The organism is Rugamonas aquatica (assembly GCF_009380215.1).
GTDB lineage: Bacteria > Pseudomonadota > Gammaproteobacteria > Burkholderiales > Burkholderiaceae_D > Rugamonas > Rugamonas aquatica_B.
Window position 1 is genome coordinate 339985 of record NZ_WHUG01000005.1, and the last position, 15993, is coordinate 355977.

Consider the following 15993-nt stretch of genomic DNA (forward strand, 5'->3'; position numbering starts at 1 on the left):
TCCTCCGATGCCGCTCCGACAGAGGGGCAGCGTTTAACCAACTCTAACAAGCCGTTCCGCAGACACTTTGTGCGAACGCAAACGTGCGGCAGGCCGAACTTTGCGCAAACGGGTGGCGGTTTCAGGTATCATAAAAATCTAACGACCGTTCTATTTTTAAAACAAGGAGACCATGATGAAAGCTGTCGTATGCCAAACCTGGGGGTTGCCGGACACCCTGACCGTCCAGGATTTACCCGACCCGCAAGCCGGTCCGGGACAGGTCGTGATCGATGTCAAAGCGGCCGGCGTCAATTTCCCGGACGTGCTCATCATTCAAGGCAAGTATCAATTCAAGCCGGAACTCCCCTTCGTTCCGGGCAGCGAAGTGGCCGGCGTGGTGCGCTCGGTTGCTGATGATGTGACAACTTTCAAACCCGGCGACCGGGTCATCGCCTTCACTTCCACCGGTGGTTTCGGGAAACAACTTTTAGCGCCTGTGCAAGCCCTGGCGCCCATGCCGCCAGGCATGGATTTCGAGACGGCGGCCGCGATCACTTTGACCTACGGCACTTCGCATCATGCGGTGGTGGACCGAGCCGCGCTAAAAGCTGGCGAAATCATGCTAGTACTTGGCGCGGCAGGCGGTGTGGGGCTGGCTGCGATCGAGATAGGCAAAGCCCTTGGAGCCCGCATTATTGCTTGCGCTTCGACCGACGAGAAGCTGGAAGTGTGCAAAGCGCATGGCGCCGACGTATTAATCAACTACAGCAAGGAAGATTTGCGCGAGGCGATCAAGGCGGCGACCGGCGGCAAGGGTCCGGACGTGATTTACGACCCGGTCGGCGGTGAATATGCGGAGCCGGCTTTCCGTTCCATAGCCTGGCGCGGACGCTATCTGGTGGTGGGGTTCGCCAACGGCGAGATTCCAAAACTGCCGCTCAATCTGACCTTGCTCAAAGGTGCTTCATTGATCGGTGTGTTCTGGGGTGAGTTCGTCAAACGCGAGCCCAAGGCCAACCTGGCCGGCATGCGTCAGCTGATGGGGTGGTTGCAAGAGGGAAAGATCAAGCCGCATATTTCGGGCCGGTACAAACTGGAACAGACGGCCCAGGCGCTCAATGATATGGCGGCCAGGAAGGTCACGGGCAAGGTGGTGATATTGCCATGACCGCAGTCATCCCCGCGAAAGCGGGAATCCGCGCACTGCTTGGATTCCCTCCATACTCAGCATGGATTCCCGCTTGCGCGGGAATGACAGCAGTCAATTTAGATACTAAAAGTTACTGCCCTGAATTCTTGTTTTTGAAGAATTCGATGACTTCGGCCTGCTCGCGGGTGCGTTTGAAGGACGGCAAACTCTGCCAAATTCGCTTGCCGTAGGGCTTGGAAATCACGCGCGGATCGCACAACATCAGCACGCCACGGTCGCCCTCGTCGCGTATCAGACGGCCGGCACCTTGCTTCAGGTTAATAATCGCCTCAGGCAAAGTGTGATGCATGAAGCCGTTTTTGCCCTGTTTTTCCATCACTTCGATGCGTGCGGCCAGCACCGGATCGTCCGGCGGCGCGAATGGAAGCTTGTCGATAATCACTAAAGACAGCGCATCGCCGCGCACATCGACACCTTCCCAGAAGCTTTGGGAGCCGATCAGCACGCCATTTCCCGCCTTGCGGAACTGATCCAGCAGCTCGGTACGGCCTTTATCGCCCTGGACAAACAGCGGATACGGCAGGCCGCGCTTCTCGAATTCATCGCGCAAACGCTCGGCGGCGCGCTTCACGGCGCGCAAAGTCGTGCACAAAAGGAAAGTTTTCCCGCCCGCCGCTTCGATAATCGGCAGCGCGTGATCCAGCACGGCGTCGGTATAACCCATGGAATTCGGGTCCGGCAAGCCTTGCGGGACGTACAAAATCCCCTGTTGCTCGTAGTTAAACGGGCTCGGCCAGGTCTTCGACGGCTCGCCTTCCAGCCCCATTTGTTCGGAGAAATGGGTGAAATCATTCTTCACCGCCAACGTCGCGGAGGTGAAAATCCAGCTCCGCGGCACGCCTTCGCGCTGACCGTTGAAGATCGGCGCGATCGACAAAGGCGTCTTGTGCAGCTGCAAGGACGACGCATAAGCCTCGACCCAGAACACCGCCTCGGCGCCCTTTTCCACCCGCGCCTTCGGATCGAATTTCCAATCCGACAATTTTTGCGCCAGTTCCAGGCCGCGTTGACGGCATTGTTCCAGCGTTTCCGCTCGGGCCGCCTGGGTTTCCAGCACCGCCAGCATGCCGTCCAGTTCGTCTTTCAGCGTCTGCAAGGCCGGAAAAAAGTCGCTCGACGGCGCGATTTGCGGCAGCGAAAGGCGCACGATATCTTGCGGGAAAGTCAGGCGCAGGTCGCGCGCCGCCTTCTCCACCACCGTGACGACCTTGCCCCAGTCGGCGCCGTCGCGGGCATTGGACAAGCCTTCGGCCAGCACATCGCGGCACAATTCCAGCACTTGCGAGGTGGAAAACGTGTCGCCGAAGAACAAAGTGGCGGTGTCCGGCAGCTGATGGGCCTCATCGAAGATCACGGTATTGGCCGACGGCAGCAACTCGGCGATGCCGGAATCTTTCAGCGCAACGTCGGCGAAGAACAGGTGATGGTTGACCACCACCACATCGGCCTGCTGAGCCTCCTTGCGCGCCTTCATGACGAAGCAATCCTGGTAATACTGGCATTCCGCGCCCATGCAATTGTCGCGGGTCGATGTCACCAGGTTCCAGATCAGCGCGTTTTCCGGCACGCGGGCCAGCTCGGCCTTGTCGCCGGAACTGGTCATTTTCAGGAAACGCGAGATTTCGCGCAGGTGGCCGACGTCGTCGCGCGAGGTCATGCGGCCGTTCTGCAGCGTGCGTTCCAGATGGTAATGGCAGACGTAGTTCGAACGCCCCTTCAGCAAGGCCACCGACACCGGTGCCTGCAAGGCGGCGCGCACGGTCGGGATGTCGCGCAGGAACAATTGATCCTGCAAGTTCTTGGTACCGGTGGAAACAATGGTCTTGCCGCCCCACAGCAGCGCCGGCACCAGATAGGCGAAGGTCTTGCCCGTGCCGGTGCCGGCCTCGGCGATCAAGGTGGTCTGGTTGGCGATGGCGTCGGCCACGGCCTTGGCCATCTCCGTCTGCGAGCGGCGCGGACGGTACTCGCCCACAGCCGGACCCAGCGGCCCACCGGCGCCGAACAGGCGCTCGACCTCGGCATCGTGTTTTCCGGGGGGCTGCTCGGGCGTGGCGCCGACTACGGCGGGGATGGTGTCGGCGGGCGTGGGAAGGTGTTCGGTCAAAATAAACTTAAATGGGGCGGCCGGACTCAGGCCGGAACGTCGGGCACTAATTGCATTTTCAGCAGAGTGATGTGGTCTTTCAATTGCAGCTTGCGCTTTTTCAAGCGCCGCAATTGCAGCTGGTCGTGATGACCGTCCAGTGTGAGCATGTCGATGACCGCGTCCAAATCGCGGTGTTCGACGTCGAGTTCAATCAGACGACGCTGGATATCTTGTACATCAGTCATAATTCTCAGTCTTTACTCACACAGATAGTTTCACTGGAACAACAAGCGTATTGCAAACAAACTGCGACACGGTGCATAGTTTAATCTACGGCGGCCTGCGCCGCCAACATAATGATGGCTCGCCCGCCCAGTAGGATACAGTGTCAGATATATGAACGCATACAAAATAGAAGCCGGTACAGCCCAGCACATCGGAAACAGGTCACAGCAAAACGACCGGGTGGCCCTGTACACGGCCGCCCAGGCGCCGGGCTATGTGATGGCGGTGCTGGCGGACGGCAATCACAGCCCCATCGGCTCGGACCAGGTGCTATTGACCAGCAAGCATTTGTTCGATGAATTGCGTGTCGGCGACAACCCCAGCCTGCCCCGTCTGCAGGAATTGATGCGCGCCATCGCCGAAGAGGCGCACCAGGTCATCAAGATGAATCCGATCGCCAAGACCGCCGAGCCGCAAAGCGCGCTGGCGCTGATGGTGCTGACGCCGGCCGGCCAGGCGGTCTGGGCCCATGTCGGCGATGCGCGGGTATATCGCTTTTCCGGCGAGACCTGCGCCATGCGCAGCAACGACAGCGCCTATGTCGAGCATCTGGTCAACGAGGACAAGCTGCCGCTGGACGCGGCAAAGAAGCATCGCAGTTCCAAGCTGCTCAGCAATGCGCTGGGCAATGGCTTCAAGGCGCCCTACGTCACGCTTGGCGTGCATGAAGGCCTGGTGGCGGGCGACGCGTTCCTGCTGTGCTCGGACGGTCTGTGGCAATTATTCAAGGATACGGAACTGGCGGCGGCGGTACAGCGCAACACGCCGCGCCAGGCCGCCGAACGGCTGATCGCCAAGGCCGGCGAACGCGCCCAGGGCAAGGGTGACAACTGCTCGATGGCGATCATCAAGCTGGTGGAGCCGCCCAAAGAGGCGGCCAACTACACCGTGCAGAAAATGCGGCGCGCGGTCTGAGAGGCCGCGCTCCAAGCGCTTACTGCTTCTTGGCAGCCGAAGCAGCAGCGGCCGCGGCAGCCTCCGCAGCGGCGGCTTTCTTCTTCTCCGACTCTTCATGCGCGGCGCGCTTGGCGTCGCTTTCAGCCTTTTTCTTCGCCACTTTTTCCTGGCGTTGTTGCGCGTCGACCTGCTTCCTCTCGAACGCGGCGACAGCGGCGGCGCGCTTGCCTGCATCGGCCGCGTCCTGCGCTTCCTGACGCTGAACCTTGGCCGCATGCTCGGCCTCGCGGTCGACTATCTTGCCGCCCTTGGGCGCCGGACGCGGCGTCTCATCCACCACCTTGGCCTCCTTCGGCGGCAGGGTGGCGCGGTATTTCTCTTCCTCCGCATCCTTGCGGGCGCGCTCGGCCAGATCGGCATCGCGCTTCTCGACCGAGTCGGCACGCTTGAAGTGCTCGGCCTCCACCTCGGTGGCGCGCAGCCTGGACAACGCCACGCGGCGCTTTTCCTTGGCCTGGTCCAGGCAGTGATTGACGAAGAACTTGGTGTAGCACACGCTCTCGCTGGCGGCGAACTCCTCATGCACCACGGCGCGGTCCTTGGCCACCTTGGCCAGCGTGGCGTTGGCCTGCTCGACCGAACGCGTAGGCGGCACGGGCTGCACATTGCTCTCGGCCTGCACCGGCGCCGCCAGCGCCGCCAAGGCGGCCAGCGCAGCGACGGCGATCATATCGCCCAGAGGTTTCAAACTTGGTCTCATATTTTTATCCTGTTGCGTCAAGCCAGCGCCCCGGCTGCGGCGCGCTGCTCTTTATCCATGTACTCGCGCGATTGCATCTCGACGATGCGCGATACCGTGCGGTGAAATTCGTTGGCCAGCGTGCCGTTGGTGTACAGCTCTTCCGGCTCGACCTCGGCCGACATCAGCAGCTTGACACCCTGATCGTAGAACACGTCGATCAGCCAGGTGAAGCGCCGCGCCTCCGACGACATCGATGCCGACATCATCGGGATCCCGGACAATATCACGGTATGGAAGCGGCTGGCGATTTCAAGGTAATCGTTCTGCGAGCGGGGGCCGCCGCACAGGGTGTTGAAGTCGAACCAGATGATGGTGCCGGCACGACGCAGCGCGCGGATTTCGCGCGCCTCGATACGCACCACAGGATCTTCATCGGCGCTCTCGGCGATGCTGGCGTAGGCCTCGCGCAGTTTGTGGTCGGTATTGGCGTTGAGCGGCGTCAGGTAGGAATCGACCTGCTCCAGCGCGCGGCCGCGATAGTCCACGCCGGCGTCGATGTTCATCACGTCCAGCTTGTCGTACAGCAGCTGGATGGTCGGCAGGATGCGGTCGCGGTGCAGGCCGTCCGGGTACAGCAGTTTCGGATCGTAGTTCGAGGTCATGATGAAGGACACGCCGTTGTCGAACAATGCGCTCAACAGGTTGTACATAATCATGGCGTCGGCCACGTCCGAGATATGGAATTCGTCGAAGCAGATCAGGCGGTATTTCTTGGCGATGCGCTTGGCCACTTCATCCAGCGGATTGGCGACGCCGGTCAGCTCGTCGAGCTGGCGGTGCACGCCGCGCATGAACTCGTGGAAGTGCAGACGCGTCTTGCGCACCAGCGGCACCACCGAATAGAAGCTGTCCATCAGGAAGGACTTGCCGCGCCCTACCCCGCCCCACATGTACACGCCCTTCGGCACGTCGGGACGGTTGATCAGGCGCTTGAAGGTGCTGGAACGCTGGCCCTTGTAGGCCACCCACTCGTCGTAGCAGAGCTGCAGGCGGTCGACCGCGCGACGCTGGGCGGCATCGGCCTTGAAATTGCGCTCTTGCAGCGCATGCTGGTAAAACTCTTCGACGTTCATGTGTTCGATTCTTTGTGGCGGCGCGCAAATAAAAACGGGCGGACCGCAGTCCGCCCGCAGTCCGCTCAGGGGTACTGCTTAGAAGTTCAGCGTGCGCTTGTCGATTGCCAGCGCAGCTTCCTTGGTTGCTTCCGACAGCGACGGGTGCGCGTGGCAGATGCGCGCGATGTCTTCAGCCGAAGCCTTGAACTCCATCGCCACAACGGCTTCAGCGATCAGCTCGGAAGCCATAGGTCCGATGATGTGCACGCCCAGGATTTCGTCGGTGGTCGCGTCAGCCAGGAACTTGACCATGCCCGAGGTGTCGCCCAGCGCGCGTGCGCGGCCGTTCGCCAGGAATGGGAAGGTGCCGGCTTTGTAGGCGACGCCGTCGGCCTTCAGTTGCTGCTCGGTGCGGCCAACCCACGCGATTTCCGGCGAGGTGTAGATGACCCAAGGAATGGTGTTGAAGTTGGTGTGGCCGTGCTGGCCAGCCATGCGCTCTGCAACAGCAACGCCTTCTTCTTCCGCCTTGTGCGCCAGCATCGGGCCGCGTACCACGTCGCCCACTGCCCATACGCCTGGCAGGTTGGTTTTGCAGTCGTCGTCGACGGCCACGAAACCACGCTCGTCCAGCTTCAGGCCCACTTTGTCGGCGGCCAGGCCGTCGGTGTTCGGGGTGCGGCCGATCGAGATGATCAGCTTGTCGAACACGGCGGTCTGCGCTTCGCCCTTGGCGTTTTCGTAGGCCACGGTGACGTTGTCGGCGCCCTTGGTGATGGTGCCGATTTTGCAGCCCAGGTTGATGTTCAGGCCTTGTTTGGCGAACAGCTTGCCGGCTTCCTTGGCGATCTGCTCATCGACCGCGCCCAGGAACACAGGCAGGCCTTCCAGCACGGTCACTTCCGAACCCAGGCGGCGCCATACGGAACCCATTTCCAGGCCGATCACGCCGGCGCCGATCACGCCCAGCTTGGCAGGCACGCCTTCGATGGCCAGCGCGCCGGTGTTCGACAGGATCAGTTTTTCATCGAACTCTGCGCCTGGCAGGGCACGGGCGTTGGAGCCGGTAGCGATGATGACTTGCTTGGCGTTGATGGTCTCGTTGGCAGGCGCGGAGATCGTCAGCGGGTAGCCGTCAGCCGTGGCGGCGCCGGCGAAAGCTGCGCGGCCGTGGAAGAAGGTGACTTTGTTTTTCTTGAACAGGAACAGGATGCCGTCGTTGTTCTGTTTGACGACGGTGTTCTTGCGCTTCAGCATTTGCGGCAGGTTCAGCGACAGGCCGGCGACATCGATGCCGTGGTCCTTGAACGCGTGGCCGGCGTGCTCGAAGTGCTCCGACGATTGCAGCAGCGCTTTCGACGGGATGCAACCAACGTTGGTGCAAGTGCCGCCTGGGGCCGGGCCGCCCTTTTCATTTTCCCATGCGTCGACGCAAGCGACCGAGAAACCCAGTTGCGCTGCGCGGATCGCCGCGATGTAACCGCCAGGACCGGCGCCGATGACTACTACGTCAAATTGTTTACTCATTTTCTTATTTTCCTATCAGTTCTCTTCTGGTACGAAAATCCATAGCAGAATGTAGATGGCGAGTCCGAAGCCAAAGGTCAGCACGAACAGTACGAACAGCAAACGCCAGATCCAGGCTTCGACGCCGGTGATCTGTCCCAGGCCACCGCACACGCCACCCAGCCAGCGATCGCTTTGCGAGCGGCGTAATCGGGTGATGTCGTTGGAGATACCGGAAGGTGCTTCCTTGTCCAGCAACCGGGCTTTGGCAGCGGCGAACTCTTCGTCCGACAGCGCGCCAGCCTGGTGCAATTCGTGCAAACGCTTGATTTCTTCAGATACGCTCATTGATGACCCTCTGAGAATTCCCCCGGCCCGGACGGGCCGGAGGATGTGGCAATGACAGCCCGGCGATTACAGGTCCAGCAGCAGACGTGCTGGATCTTCCAGCGCTTCTTTCATCGCGACCAGGCCCAGTACGGCTTCGCGGCCGTCGATGATGCGGTGGTCGTAGGACATTGCCAGGTAGTTCATTGGACGGATCACGATCTGGCCGTTTTCAACAACAGCGCGGTCCTTGGTCGCGTGCACGCCCAGGATGGCCGATTGTGGCGGGTTGATGATCGGGGTCGACAGCATGGAGCCGAAGGTGCCGCCGTTCGAGATCGAGAAGGTGCCGCCGGTCAGGTCGTCCAGGGTCAGCTTGCCGTCCTTGGCTTTGGCGCCGAATTCGCCGATTTTCTTCTCGATGTCGGCGATCGACATCTGGTCGGCGTTGCGCAGGATAGGCACGACCAGGCCGCGTGGCGAACCGACAGCGATACCGATGTCGAAGTAGCCGTGGTAGACGATGTCGTTGCCATCGACCGATGCGTTGATGATCGGGTATTTCTTCAGCGCGGCAACAGCGGCCTTGACGAAGAAGGACATGAAGCCCAGCTTGACGCCGTGCTCTTTTTCGAACTTGTCTTTGTACTTGTTGCGCAGTTCCATGACCGGCGCCATGTTCACTTCATTGAACGTGGTCAGGATGGCGTTGGTCGATTGCGACTGGATCAGACGCTCGGCGATACGTGCGCGCAGACGGCTCATCGGCACGCGCTCTTCCGGACGCTCGCCCAGGCTGGCGATCGCAGGTGCGGCAACTTGTTGCAGTGCTGGTTTGGCAGCGGCTGGAGCCAGAGGGGCTACGGCTGGTGCTTTAGCGCCGGCGGCCAGGGCGTCGCCCTTGGTCACGCGGCCATCTTTGCCCGAACCGGCGACATCGCCAGCGCTCAGGCCTTTTTCCGACAGGATCTTGGCAGCGGCAGGCATGGCCACGTCGCCTTTCGAACCGCCGGTGGCGGCAGCTGCGGCTGCTGGTGCGGCTGCTGGTGCTGCGGCTGGAGCGGCTGCGGCTGCTGGAGCTGCAACGGCGGCGGCGCCGTCGGTGTCGATGATAGCGATCAGTTCGTCAGCAACCACGGTGCTGCCGTCGCCCTTGATGATCTTGACCAGAACGCCTGCGGCTGGTGCCGGCAGTTCCAGAACGACTTTATCGGTTTCGATGTCAATCAGGTTTTCGTCGCGAGCGACTGCGTCGCCGACTTTTTTATGCCAGGTCAGCATGGTTGCTTCTGCTACCGATTCCGACAGCTGGGGGACTTTGACTTCGATTTGTGCCATGTAAAACTCCGTATATTTTATTGTTACGGCACCCCGCCGCGTAGCAGCAGGGCGCTCCGTCATTAAGTGATTATTTGGTCAGGATGAAGCCTTTGAGCTTCGAGAACGCCGTTTCCAGCAGGTCTTTTTGCTGGGCGTAGTGCTTGTCGTAGTAGCCGACAGCCGGCGATGCCGACGCTGGGCGGCCGGCGTATGCCAGGCGCTGACCTGCGTCCATGCTCTCGAAGATGTTGTGCTGAATCTGGAACCATGGGCCCTGATTCTGCGGCTCGTCCTGCGCCCACACCACTTCCGCCAGGTTCGGGAACTTCTTCAGTTCGGCAGCGAACGATTTGTGCGGGAACGGATAAAGCTGTTCAACGCGGATGATGGCGGTGTCGGTCTGGCCGCGGGTCTTGCGTGCGTTGACCAGGTCGTAGTAGACCTTGCCCGAGCAGGCGACCACGCGCTTGACTTTCTTGGCGTCGATTTTCTCGTCGACTTCGCCGATCACGGTCTGGAACGCGCCTTTGGCCAGCTCGTTCAGCGAGGAACCTGCATCCTTGTTACGCAGCAGCGATTTAGGAGTCAGGATCACCAGCGGCTTACGGAACTGACGCACCATCTGGCGACGCAGCACGTGGAAGATCTGCGACGCGGTGGTCGGCTGAACCACTTGCATATTGTTGTCAGCGCACAGTTGCAGGAAGCGCTCCGGACGTGCCGACGAGTGCTCTGGACCCTGGCCTTCGTAACCGTGCGGCAGCATCATGACCAGGCCCGAAGCGCGGCCCCACTTCACTTCGCCGGAGCTGATGAATTGGTCGATCACCACTTGCGCGCCGTTGACGAAGTCGCCGAACTGGGCTTCCCAGATCGTCAGCGTGTTTGGTTCTGCGGTCGAGTAGCCGTATTCGAAGCCCAGTACAGCCTCTTCGGACAGCACGGAGTCGATCACGGTGAACGGCGCCTGGCCTTCGGCGATGTTCTGCAGCGGCACATAGGTGCCTGCATCCCAACGCTCACGGTTCTGGTCGTGCAGCACGGCGTGACGGTGTACGAAGGTGCCACGGCCGGCATCCTGACCGGTCAGGCGCACTGCGTAGCCCGAAGCGACCAGCGATGCGTAGGCCAGGTGTTCGCCCATGCCCCAGTCCAGGTTCAGTTCGCCCTTGCCCATGTTGGCGCGGTCGCCCAGTACTTTCTCGACCAGCGAGTGCACTTTGAAACCTTCAGGCACGGTGGTGATACGGCCGGCCAGACGCTTCAGTTCGGTCATCGGCACGGCGGTGTCGGCCGAGTCGGTCCACTTGCGGTTCAGGAACGGCAGCCAGTCGACTGCGTACTTGTTCTTGAAGTTCGAGATCACTGGATCGACGGTGTGCTTGCCGGCGTCCATCGCATCGCGGAAGGCGGCTTGCATCTGTTCGCCGCCATCGGCTGCGATCACGGTCTGGGCAACCAGCTTGTCCGCGTACAGCTTGCGGGTGCCTGGGTGCTGGCCGATTTTCTTGTACATCAGCGGCTGGGTCAGCGCTGGGGTGTCTTGTTCGTTGTGGCCCAATTTGCGGTAGCAGATGATGTCGACAACGATATCTTTCTGGAACTGCAGACGGTAATCCATGGCGATCTGCGAAGCCAGTACCACGGCTTCAGGATCGTCGGCGTTCACGTGCAGCACCGGTGCTTCGATCATCTTGACGACGTCCGAGCAGTAGATGGTCGAACGCGCATCGCGCGGGTCGGACGTGGTGAAGCCGATCTGGTTGTTGATGACGATGTGAACCGTACCGCCCGTGCCGTAGCCGCGGGTCTGGGCCAGATTCAGGGTTTCCATCACAACGCCCTGGCCTGCGAATGCCGCATCGCCGTGCACCAGGATAGGCAGCACTTGCTTGCCCAGGGTGTCGCCGCGACGGTCCATACGCGCTTTGACCGAACCTTCAACCACAGGGTTGACGATTTCCAGGTGCGACGGGTTGAACGCCAGCGACAGGTGGACAGGACCGCCAGCGGTCGAGATGTCCGACGAGAAGCCTTGGTGGTATTTAACGTCGCCGGCCGGCAGGTCGTCGCCGTGCTTGCCTTCGAATTCTTCGAACAGGTCTTTAGGCGATTTGCCCAGGGTGTTGACCAGCACGTTCAGACGGCCGCGGTGGGCCATGCCGATAACGATCTCCTGCACGCCTTTTTCGCCGGCGCGCTGGATGATTTCGTCGATCGAGGCGATGAAGGTTTCGCCGCCTTCCAGCGAGAAGCGTTTCTGGCCGACGTATTTGGTGTGGAGGTAGCGTTCCAGGCCTTCAGCTGCGGTCAGGCGCTCCAGGATGTGCTTTTTCTTCTCAGGCGTGAAGTTCGGGGTCGAGCGGATCGATTCCAGGCGCTCCTGCAACCAGCGCTTTTCAGCCGGATCGGAGATGTACATGTACTCTGCACCGATCGAACGGGTGTAGGTGTCGCGCAGGAAGTTCAGCAGGTCGCGCAGGGTCGCGGTCTCTGGGCCGAAGTAGGTGTTGCTGATGTTGAATACGGTGTCCATGTCCGCATCGCTGAAACCGTAGAAGGTCGGTTCCAGTTCAGGGATCGACGGACGTTCCTGGCGCTGCAGTGGGTCCAGGTTGGCCCAACGGGAGCCCAGATAGCGGTAAGCGGCGATCAGCTGGGTTGCGGCAACACGCTTGCGACCCATTTCGGCGTCGGCGGAGGCAACCACGGTGCGGATAGGGCCGGCTTTCGCGCGTTCGGCGAAGGAGGCGATGACGGAAGCGTGAGCGACGTCTGGTTTGTTGGTACCGTCGACGGCCGGCACGTGCTGCATGGCGTCGAAATAGGCACGCCAGTTGTCTGGCACGGAACCTGGGTTGTTGAGATACGCTTCGTACAGTTCTTCAACGTACGGGGCGTTCCCACCAAACAGGTAGGAGTTGGACGTATATTGTTGCATCATATTGCTCACCTTTCTTCGCGCTTCGCGAGGAATTAGCGGGTTAATCTAACCTTCCGCGACACGGCCTGACCGGTTAGCGGATTGCACATCAAGTTGTGGGGAAGGGCTATAGTTCTTCAGTACTACAAAAATCGGTCATTCAGGATAGCACCGGTATTGTATCCCAACAACCATTTGTGCGACAAAAAGCGTAACAAATGTTTCGATATTAATTTTCATTTAAGCCGCATGGCTGCGCGGTCGGCGGGCAATGTTTCCATATTTTTAACGGCTTTTGGGGCCGGCCATGGAGGTTGTAGAATAGCGCTTTCCGATCCCCTCCCCGTCTTCATGCACACCCTAGCGCAGTTACGCGCCGGACAACTGGCTGGCATCCAGCGCTTGCAATTGTCCTGCGGTCTTACCGAGTTCCCTCCTGAGATTTTCGACCTGGCCGACACGCTGGAGATACTCGACCTGTCCGATAATGCGCTGACCACGCTGCCGGATGACCTGCCGCGCCTGACCAGGCTGCGCGTGATCTTCTGTTCGGCCAACCAGTTCACGGTATTGCCGGAGGTGCTGGGCGCCTGTCCTGGCCTGACGATGGTGGGCTTCAAGAGCAACCAGATCCGCGAAGTGCCGGCCGCATCGCTGCCGCCGCAGCTGCGCTGGCTGATCCTGACCGACAACCAGGTCGAGGAACTGCCGGCCGCCATCGGCGACTGCACGCAACTGCAGAAGCTGATGCTGGCTGGGAACCGCCTTCGCGCGCTGCCGCCGCAACTGGCCGCCTGCACGCGGCTGGAGCTGGTTCGCATCGCCGCCAATCGGTTGGAGGAATTGCCGGACTGGCTGCTCGGCATGCCGCGCCTGTCGTGGCTGGCTTACGCGGGCAATCCCTTCAGCGAGGCCGACCAGCAGGCGGCCGATGCCGCCACCAGCATCGCCGGCATCACGTGGGAGCGTTTGCAGATCGGGCAGAAGCTGGGCGAAGGCGCGTCGGGCGTGATCCATCAAGCGGCGCTGCGGCAAGCCGAGGGCGAGCGCGCCATCGGCGACAAGGAGGTGGCGGTCAAGCTGTTCAAGGGTGCGGTCACCAGCGACGGCCTGCCCCGCTGCGAGATGACGGCCTTCGTCAACTCGGGCGACCATCCCAATCTGATCCCGGTGCTGGGCGAGGTGCTGGGCCACCCGGACGGCGTGCACGGCTGCGTGATGCCGCTGATCGATCCCGGCTTCGGCAACCTGGCCGGCCCGCCCAGTCTGGAGAGCTGCACCCGCGATACCTACCCGGCCGGCAAGCATTTCAGCGTTGATGAGTTATTCGGCATCGCGGGCGGCATCGTCTCGGCGGCGCGGCATTTGCACCAGCGGGGCATCATGCACGGCGACCTGTACGGACACAACATCCTGCATTGCGGCCGGGGCCGCAGCCTGCTGGGCGACTTCGGCGCGGCCTCGTTGTACGCGCCGGACGGGCCGCACGCGGCGGCACTGCAACGGCTGGAAGTGCGCGCCTTCGGCCTGCTGCTGGAGGAATTGATGGAACGCTGCAACCTGCCAGCCACCACCCAAGCGTCGCTGGCGGCCTTGCAGGCGCAATGCGTGTTGGCCGATGTCGGCGCCCGGCCATCGCTGGCGGAGGCGGAGCGGCTGATTAATTCGCTGCGTGCGTAATCTCCAGCCAGGCCGGATCGCGCGCGAACCAGTCCAGTAAAAAGTCCAACATCGCCCGCAGCGCCGGCGACATGTGCTGGCGCGAGGTGTAGATGCCGTAGATGCCCATCTGCTGCGGCGCGTAGTCCGGCAGCAGCGCCGCCAGCTTGCCCTCGGCGATCAGCGGCGCCGCGCTGTACAGCGGTTGCAGCGCGATGCCGGCGCCCTCCACCGCCGCCTTCAGCAAAATCAAATCCTCATTGGCCGACAGGTTGCCGCTGACCGGTACGGAGACCGCCTCGCCATCCCGGTCCGTGAACTGCCACAAGCTCTTGCCGAAATACGTGTACGTCAGACAGTTATGCGCCGCCAGGTCTCCAGCCCGCAGCGGCGTACCGCGCTCGGCCAGGTAGGACGGCGCGGCGCACACCACCGAATCGCACTGCGCCAGCTGGCGCGCGATCAGGTTCGGCTCCAGCGCGTTGGTGATGCGCAGCGCCAGGTCAATGCGCTGCTCGACCAGGTTGACGGCGCGGTTGTTCATCTGCAGATCGACCGCCGTGCGCGGGTAGCGCTTCAAAAAAGCGGTGACTGCGACCGACAGCGCAGCCTGCGCCAGCGATTGCGAGCAAGTGATGCGCAGCAGGCCCTGCGGCGAGTCGGCGTCGGCGCCGCCGGCCACTTCCATCGCGTCGGCCAGTTCCAGCATGCGGCGGCAGCGCGCCAGCGTGAGGTCGCCCGCATCGGTCAGGCTCAGGCGGCGCGTGCTCCGGTGCAGCAAGCGGGCGCCGGCCCACTCCTCCATCTCGGCCAGATAGCGCGTGACCATGGCGCGCGACATGTCCAGCGCCTCGGCCGCCGCGATCATGCTGCCGCGCTCGGCAATACTGACGAAAACCTGTGCCGCCGTGATCCTGTCCATCGATTCATCCGATTTATGCAATTAACAGGTGCAGATTACCCTATTTTTCTATCGGATAAAGAAATTTAAGATGACGTCATTCCAACTCCATACGAAAGACCATCATGATTAAGCAAACCCTGTTGTCCGCCGCCCTCGCCGCCACCGTTGCTGGCGTTGCTGGCGCCACCGCCGCTCCGCTGAAGCTGGAAGTGTTCAATCCGGGCGAAGCGGCCATCTTCCCGGTTGCCTCGGTGATCGTCAGCGGCGCCAAGGATGCGGTGCTGATCGACGCCCAGTTCTCGCGCGGCGAAGCGCTCAAGCTGGTCGAGCAGATCCGCGCCAGCGGCAAGCACCTGACCACCGTGTACGTCAGCCACAGCGATCCTGACTTCTACTTCGGCCTGGACGTGATCCACGCCGCCTTCCCGGACGCGAAGATCGTCGCCACGCCGCAGACCATCGCCGGCATCGAGAAGAAGAAGGATGCCAAGGTGGCGTTCTGGGGTCCGATCCTGAAGGACAACGCACCGAAGAGCATCATCGTGCCGCAGCCGCTGCAAGGCGACACCATCAAGCTGGAAGGCCAGTCGCTGAAGATCGAAGGCCTGAAAGGCCCGACGCCTGAGCGCAGCTATGTGTGGATTCCATCGATCAAGGCGGTGGTGGGTGGCGTGGTGCTGTTCAACGACCTGCACGTGTGGACCGCCGATACGCAGACTGCCGAATCGCGCAAGCAATGGCTGGCGGCTCTGGACGGCGTGGCCGCACTGAAACCTGCGACCGTCGTGCCTGGCCACTTCAAGCAAGGCACGGCGCTGACGCCGGAAGCCATCGGCTTCACCCGCGACTACCTGGTGCGCTTCGAAGCTGAAACGGCCAAGGCGGCCAACTCGGCGGCGCTGATCGCCCGCATGAAGGAGCTGTATCCGAACGCCGGCCTGAACGGCGCGCTGGAAACCAGCGCCAAGGTCGCCAAGGGCGAAATGAAGTGGTAACACGGTAGAACTAGACAAATGCATCTAGATATTTTATTC

General features: G+C 61.5%; 13 protein-coding genes. 4 read left to right on the top strand and 9 right to left on the bottom strand.

Annotation, left to right across the window (positions count from 1 at the left end; genetic code table 11):
* Window positions 1-175 precede the first annotated feature (175 nt).
* Window positions 176-1150 (top strand): NADPH:quinone oxidoreductase family protein, encoded by a 975-nt coding sequence (locus GEV02_RS15500; protein WP_152838973.1) that lies wholly within the window; start codon window positions 176-178, stop codon window positions 1148-1150.
* Between the two features lie 112 nt (window positions 1151-1262).
* On the opposite strand, the gene GEV02_RS15505 is transcribed toward GEV02_RS15500, so the two are convergent.
* Complete coding sequence (locus GEV02_RS15505) at window positions 1263-3299, bottom strand: ATP-dependent DNA helicase (protein WP_152838841.1); 2037 nt, start codon at window positions 3297-3299, stop codon at window positions 1263-1265.
* Window positions 3300-3325: 26 nt separating this feature from the next.
* Window positions 3326-3526, bottom strand: coding sequence for a YdcH family protein (locus tag GEV02_RS15510; protein WP_008450659.1), 201 nt, complete (start codon window positions 3524-3526; stop codon window positions 3326-3328).
* A 151-nt stretch (window positions 3527-3677) separates the two neighbouring features.
* Here GEV02_RS15510 and GEV02_RS15515 point away from each other — a divergent pair, with 151 nt between their 5' ends.
* Window positions 3678-4481, top strand: a complete 804-nt coding sequence (locus GEV02_RS15515) for a PP2C family protein-serine/threonine phosphatase (RefSeq protein WP_152838842.1) — start codon at window positions 3678-3680, stop codon at window positions 4479-4481.
* Window positions 4482-4500: 19 nt separating this feature from the next.
* On the opposite strand, the gene GEV02_RS15520 is transcribed toward GEV02_RS15515, so the two are convergent.
* From GEV02_RS15520 to GEV02_RS15545, 6 genes are all read right to left on the bottom strand, one after another.
* Window positions 4501-5223 carry a hypothetical protein gene (locus GEV02_RS15520; RefSeq protein WP_235922790.1) on the bottom strand — a complete coding sequence of 241 codons (723 nt, stop codon included), beginning with the start codon at window positions 5221-5223 and terminating at the stop codon, window positions 4501-4503.
* Between the two features lie 17 nt (window positions 5224-5240).
* Window positions 5241-6338, bottom strand: coding sequence for a cell division protein ZapE (zapE, locus tag GEV02_RS15525; RefSeq protein ID WP_008450662.1), 1098 nt, complete (start codon window positions 6336-6338; stop codon window positions 5241-5243).
* Between the two features lie 78 nt (window positions 6339-6416).
* On the bottom strand, window positions 6417-7847 hold the full coding sequence (lpdA, locus tag GEV02_RS15530; RefSeq protein WP_008450664.1) for a dihydrolipoyl dehydrogenase: 1431 nt from the start codon (window positions 7845-7847) through the stop codon (window positions 6417-6419).
* Window positions 7848-7862: 15 nt separating this feature from the next.
* Window positions 7863-8174, bottom strand: coding sequence for a PspC domain-containing protein (locus GEV02_RS15535; RefSeq protein WP_152802878.1), 312 nt, complete (start codon window positions 8172-8174; stop codon window positions 7863-7865).
* 66 nt (window positions 8175-8240) lie between these two features.
* Complete coding sequence (gene odhB / locus GEV02_RS15540) at window positions 8241-9491, bottom strand: 2-oxoglutarate dehydrogenase complex dihydrolipoyllysine-residue succinyltransferase (RefSeq protein WP_152838843.1); 1251 nt, start codon at window positions 9489-9491, stop codon at window positions 8241-8243.
* 70 nt (window positions 9492-9561) lie between these two features.
* The gene (locus tag GEV02_RS15545; RefSeq protein WP_008450670.1) at window positions 9562-12417 is read right to left on the bottom strand and encodes a 2-oxoglutarate dehydrogenase E1 component; all 2856 of its coding nucleotides are present in this window, start codon (window positions 12415-12417) and stop codon (window positions 9562-9564) included.
* Between the two features lie 330 nt (window positions 12418-12747).
* Here GEV02_RS15545 and GEV02_RS15550 point away from each other — a divergent pair, with 330 nt between their 5' ends.
* Window positions 12748-14076 carry a leucine-rich repeat-containing protein kinase family protein gene (locus tag GEV02_RS15550; RefSeq protein WP_152838844.1) on the top strand — a complete coding sequence of 443 codons (1329 nt, stop codon included), beginning with the start codon at window positions 12748-12750 and terminating at the stop codon, window positions 14074-14076.
* On the opposite strand, the gene GEV02_RS15555 is transcribed toward GEV02_RS15550, so the two are convergent.
* On the bottom strand, window positions 14057-14977 hold the full coding sequence (locus GEV02_RS15555) for a LysR family transcriptional regulator (RefSeq protein WP_152838845.1): 921 nt from the start codon (window positions 14975-14977) through the stop codon (window positions 14057-14059). The two genes, GEV02_RS15550 and GEV02_RS15555, sit on opposite strands and share 20 nt — an antisense overlap.
* A gap of 104 nt (window positions 14978-15081) precedes the next feature.
* Here GEV02_RS15555 and GEV02_RS15560 point away from each other — a divergent pair, with 104 nt between their 5' ends.
* On the top strand, window positions 15082-15954 hold the full coding sequence (locus tag GEV02_RS15560; protein WP_152838846.1) for an MBL fold metallo-hydrolase: 873 nt from the start codon (window positions 15082-15084) through the stop codon (window positions 15952-15954).
* Window positions 15955-15993: the final 39 nt, after the last annotated feature.

What these genes read in the sequence shown, in the direction of transcription:
- GEV02_RS15550 (WP_152838844.1), top strand. Translation starts at nt 12,748, where the DNA reads ATGCACACCCTAGCGCAGTTACGCGCCGGACAACTGGCTGGCATCCAG.
- GEV02_RS15500 (WP_152838973.1), top strand. Translation starts at nt 176, where the DNA reads ATGAAAGCTGTCGTATGCCAAACCTGGGGGTTGCCGGACACCCTGACC.
- odhB (WP_152838843.1), bottom strand. Translation starts at nt 9,491, where the DNA reads ATGGCACAAATCGAAGTCAAAGTCCCCCAGCTGTCGGAATCGGTAGCA.
- lpdA (WP_008450664.1), bottom strand. Translation starts at nt 7,847, where the DNA reads ATGAGTAAACAATTTGACGTAGTAGTCATCGGCGCCGGTCCTGGCGGT.
- GEV02_RS15555 (WP_152838845.1), bottom strand. Translation starts at nt 14,977, where the DNA reads ATGGACAGGATCACGGCGGCACAGGTTTTCGTCAGTATTGCCGAGCGC.
- GEV02_RS15560 (WP_152838846.1), top strand. Translation starts at nt 15,082, where the DNA reads ATGATTAAGCAAACCCTGTTGTCCGCCGCCCTCGCCGCCACCGTTGCT.
- GEV02_RS15510 (WP_008450659.1), bottom strand. Translation starts at nt 3,526, where the DNA reads ATGACTGATGTACAAGATATCCAGCGTCGTCTGATTGAACTCGACGTC.
- GEV02_RS15545 (WP_008450670.1), bottom strand. Translation starts at nt 12,417, where the DNA reads ATGATGCAACAATATACGTCCAACTCCTACCTGTTTGGTGGGAACGCC.
- GEV02_RS15535 (WP_152802878.1), bottom strand. Translation starts at nt 8,174, where the DNA reads ATGAGCGTATCTGAAGAAATCAAGCGTTTGCACGAATTGCACCAGGCT.
- GEV02_RS15515 (WP_152838842.1), top strand. Translation starts at nt 3,678, where the DNA reads ATGAACGCATACAAAATAGAAGCCGGTACAGCCCAGCACATCGGAAAC.
- zapE (WP_008450662.1), bottom strand. Translation starts at nt 6,338, where the DNA reads ATGAACGTCGAAGAGTTTTACCAGCATGCGCTGCAAGAGCGCAATTTC.
- GEV02_RS15520 (WP_235922790.1), bottom strand. Translation starts at nt 5,223, where the DNA reads ATGAGACCAAGTTTGAAACCTCTGGGCGATATGATCGCCGTCGCTGCG.